The following is a 3924-nucleotide window of genomic DNA, read 5'->3' on the forward strand; positions in this document are numbered from 1 at the left end:
CGCCGGCTCGACGCGGTCTCGGCCGCGCTCGAGGCCGGCGCGGCGGAGGCCGCGCTCGCCGAGGCGGTGGCCGGCGACCTCGAAGGATCGGGCGAGCCGCTCGACGGCTACGCCCTCCGCCTGCACCGGGCGGTCGTGCTGCGGGCGATCGCGGAGGCGCGCGCCGGATGAGGATGCTCAGGCTTCAGATCAACGGCGAGGAGATCGCCGTCGCGGCCGAGGCTAGGGAGAGCCTCGCGGACGTCCTGCGGGAGCGGCTCGCCATGACGGGCACGCATCTCGGCTGCGAGCACGGCGCGTGCGGCGCCTGCACGGTCGAAATCGACGGCAGGGCGACACGCGCCTGCCTGCTGCTCGGGGCGATGGCGGAGGGGCGCCGGATCGCCACGATCGAGGGCCTCCGGGACGATCCGGTCATGCTCGTCCTGCGGCGGCACTTCCACGAGAAGCACGCTCTGCAATGCGGCTTCTGCACGCCGGGCATGCTGATGATGGCACGCGACTTGCTTAAACGGAGGACGGATCTGGACGAAGCGGCCGTCCGCGACGGCATGGCCGGCCAGATCTGCCGTTGCACCGGCTATGCCGGAATCGTGCGCGCCATCCTGGAAGCAGCAAGAGAGTTGAGGGAACTGGGTTCATCTCCTGCGTGAGGAGATGTTTTTGCGGTCTTTCAAGGGGAGAACGGAAATGAAAGACTTGTTCAATGTTTCGAGGCGCGGACTTCTTCTGGGTGCTGCCGCAACGGGCCTGTTGCCGCGGTTCGCCTTCGCGGCGGATTCGGCAAAGCTCAGCCTCGAATTCCGCATCTATGGCGGCAACGCGCCGTCCTTCCTCGCCATCGAGGACGGCACGTACGAGAAGTTCGATCTCGCGGTGACGCCCGAGGGCTCATCCGGCTCGGGCGAATCGGTGAGGCGGGTCGCGGCCGGCACGCATCCGTTCGGGCTCGCCGACGCGAGCACGCTCGTCGCCTTCGCCGGCGCCAATCCCGGTGCGGCGCCGAAGCTCATCATGCCGATCTTCGACCAGTTCCCGGCGGTCATCCTGAGCCTCAAGAAGAACCCGGTGACCTCGCTCGAGGATCTCAAGAAGGTGAAGCTCGGGACCGGCACCGCAGACGCCGGCTCGAAGATCTTCCCGGCGCTGCTCGCCCGCAACAACATCGACCCGAAGGAGGTCAACCTCGTCACCGTCGACGTCAAGCTGCGCGACTCGATGCTTTTGACCGGGCAGGTCGACGCGGTCATCGCCTTCGATTACACGGCGATCTTCAACCTGATCGAGAACGGCGTGAAGCTCGAGGACATCAACCTCCTCTACTACAAGGAGTTCGGCTTCGACTTCATCGGCAATTCGCTGATCGTGAATCCGGGCGTCCTGAAGGACAATCCCGACCTCGTGAAGCGCATGGCGCGGGCCGTGTCGCGGTCGTGGGTCAACGCGAACAAGAACAGGGACGCCGCCATCGCCGCCGTGCTGCAGCGCGACAAGCTGCTCAACGCGGATGTCGAGCGCGCGCGCCTCGACTGGGTGCTGGACAAGCACGTCCTGACGGAGAACGTGAAGCAGAACGGCCTCGGCTCCTACGACAAGGCCCGCATGGAATCGGGCATCGAGGTGCTGAAGAAGGGCTTCGAGCTGCCCGATTCGCTCGCCTTCGAGGACATTTTCGTCGACGGCTTCATGCCGCCTGCAGAGGACCGCGATATTGCCTAACGGCGCACTCTCCATCGTCGACAAGGCGGCCGCCCCTGCGGCGGCCGCTCCCTTCGTCGACATCGAAAATGTCAGCCTCCGCTACGGCGAGAGCGCGGACACCCTCGCCATCACCGACCTTCGCATGACGGTAGGGAAGGGCGAGTTCGCGGCGGTCGTCGGGCCGTCGGGCTGCGGGAAGTCGTCGCTCATGAAGCTCGTGACGGGCCTCCTGCCGCCGACGACCGGCGATCTGCGGGTGGCGGGCGCGCGCGTGACCGGGCCGCTCAAGATCGTCGGCATGGCGTTCCAGAACTCGACGCTCCTGCCGTGGCGCGACATCCTTTCGAACACGATGCTGCCGCTCGAGATCGTGCAGCCGCATCGCAACCGGCTGCGCAGGAACCGCAAGGAATACGAGGAGCTCGCCTGCAACCTGCTCGCGACGGTCGGCCTCAGGGGCTTCGAGAAGAAGCACCCGTGGATGCTCTCCGGCGGCATGCAGCAGCGGACGAGCCTCTGCCGCTCGCTCATCCACTCGCCCGAGCTCCTGATGCTCGACGAGCCGTTCGGCGCGCTCGACGCCTTCACGCGCGAGGAGCTCTGGGCGGTGCTCCAGGATCTCTGGATGCAGCGCCGCTTCACCTGCATCCTGGTGACGCACGATCTGCGCGAAGCCGCCTATCTCGCCGACGTCATCTACGTGATGAGCGCGCGGCCGGGCCGCATCGTGGCGACGCACCGGGTCGACCTGCCGCGCCCGCGGACGGTCGAGAGCACGTTCGACCCGAAATTCGTGGACATCGTCCACAAGATCCGCAGCGAGATCGCCCAGGCGCGCAGCGACGACAGGCAGCGGACCGCCGCTGCGGGAGCGGCCTGACATGTCGCCGAGAGCATTCCGCAGGCTCGAGACGGCGATGCCCTGGCTCGTCATCGTCGGCACCCTCCTGGTTTGGGAACTGGCCGTCGACCTCTTCGGCATCCGGCAGTTCATCCTGCCGGCCCCGACGGCGGTCTACGCCGCGCTCGTGCAATATCACGAGCCGATCCTGGCGAGCGCCTTCTTCACCCTGATCAACACGCTCCTGGGCTTCGGGATCGGCATCGTCGTCGGGCTCCTGATCGGCATCTTCATCGGCTCGTCGCGGCTCGCTTATGCCGGGCTCTATCCGGTGCTGATCGGCATCAACTCGATCCCGAAGGCGGCGATCGTGCCGATCCTCGTGCTCTGGATGGGAATCGGGCAGCCGCCGGCGATCACCACGGCCTTCCTGCTGTCGTTCTTCCCGATCGCGGTGAACGTCGCGACCGGGCTCGCGACCACCGAGCCGGAGCTCGAGGACGTGCTGCGCTCGCTCGGTGCGACGCGCCTCGACATCCTGGCGAAGGTCGGCATCCCGCGCTCGCTGCCCTACTTCTTCGCCTCGCTCAAGGTCTCGATCACCCTCGCTTTCGTGGGCGCGGTCATCTCGGAGACGCTCGCCTCCAACGACGGCATCGGATACCTGATGCTGCAGGCGGCCTCGCAGTTCCGCACGCCGCTGATGTTCGCGGGCGTGACGGTGATCGCGGCGATGGGGATTGCAACCTATCTCGTCTGCGTCTTCATCGAGCGCCGCTTCACCGGCTGGGCGACCCGGAAGCAGACCATGGCGGCGATGGGCGGCGGCTGATCCATGTGCGGGCGCCGCGGCGGGGCCGCGGCGCCTATGCGTCCGCGACGCGCAGCGTGCCGGTGAACTGGTAGGCGCGCGCCCCGTCGCGGCCGGTACCGCCGCAGCGGAGCGTGACGATCTTCTCGCCGCGTTCTGCCGCGGCGATCGCGACCGGCTCCACGTCCCAGGCAATGCGGTCGCCGGCATAGACGGGCCGCGCCCATCTGAGGCTCGAGGCGGCGAGGAAGGTTCCCGGATCCGCGCCGCCGGCCCGGCAGAACGCGGCGAAGCATCCCGACCAGGCGGAGGCGGTGTGCCAGCCGGAGGCGGCGAGCGCCCCGAACGGCCCGCTCCGGGCGGCCTCGGCATCGACGTGGAAGGGCTGCGGGTCGTATTCGCGGGCGAAGGCGACGATGCTCTCCGGCGTGAAATCGGTCGCCCCGAGGGCGAAGCGCCGGCCGAGCAGCGCCTCGCTCCAGCGGGAAGGCGCGACGGTCTCGCCGACGGGCTCGTGCGCCGGGCCCGGCGCTGCGGCCGTCGTGCGGGGCGGGCGCGCGGCCTCGGGCCC

At 68.4% G+C, this 3924-nt stretch carries 5 protein-coding genes; 4 read left to right on the forward strand and 1 reads right to left on the reverse strand.

Annotation, left to right across the window (positions count from 1 at the left end; translation table 11 throughout):
- Nucleotides 1–167 precede the first annotated feature (167 nt).
- The 4 genes from E4O86_RS22425 to E4O86_RS22440 are packed head-to-tail and all read left to right on the forward strand — an operon-like array spanning nt 168 to nt 3374.
- A complete protein-coding gene (locus tag E4O86_RS22425; protein ID WP_246206562.1) occupies nt 168–653 on the forward strand; it encodes a (2Fe-2S)-binding protein in 486 nt (161 codons plus the stop codon).
- 37 nt (nt 654–690) lie between these two features.
- Entirely contained in the window at nt 691–1719 is a 1029-nt protein-coding gene (locus tag E4O86_RS22430) for an ABC transporter substrate-binding protein (protein ID WP_161142765.1), read from the forward strand.
- Nucleotides 1712–2581: an ABC transporter ATP-binding protein gene (locus tag E4O86_RS22435; RefSeq protein WP_246206563.1), complete on the forward strand. Its 870-nt coding sequence runs from the start codon at nt 1712–1714 to the stop codon at nt 2579–2581. The genes E4O86_RS22430 and E4O86_RS22435 overlap by 8 nt, the downstream gene beginning before the upstream one ends.
- Nucleotide 2582: 1 nt before the next feature.
- Nucleotides 2583–3374 carry an ABC transporter permease gene (locus E4O86_RS22440; RefSeq protein ID WP_161142766.1) on the forward strand — a complete coding sequence of 264 codons (792 nt, stop codon included), beginning with the start codon at nt 2583–2585 and terminating at the stop codon, nt 3372–3374.
- Nucleotides 3375–3408: 34 nt separating this feature from the next.
- Here E4O86_RS22440 and E4O86_RS22445 read toward each other — a convergent pair.
- A partial coding sequence (locus E4O86_RS22445; protein ID WP_246206564.1) for a MaoC/PaaZ C-terminal domain-containing protein occupies nt 3409–3924 on the reverse strand: 516 nt, incomplete at its 5' end.

It is taken from the genome of Propylenella binzhouense (assembly GCF_009866965.1).
Lineage (GTDB): Bacteria > Pseudomonadota > Alphaproteobacteria > Rhizobiales > Afifellaceae > Propylenella > Propylenella binzhouense.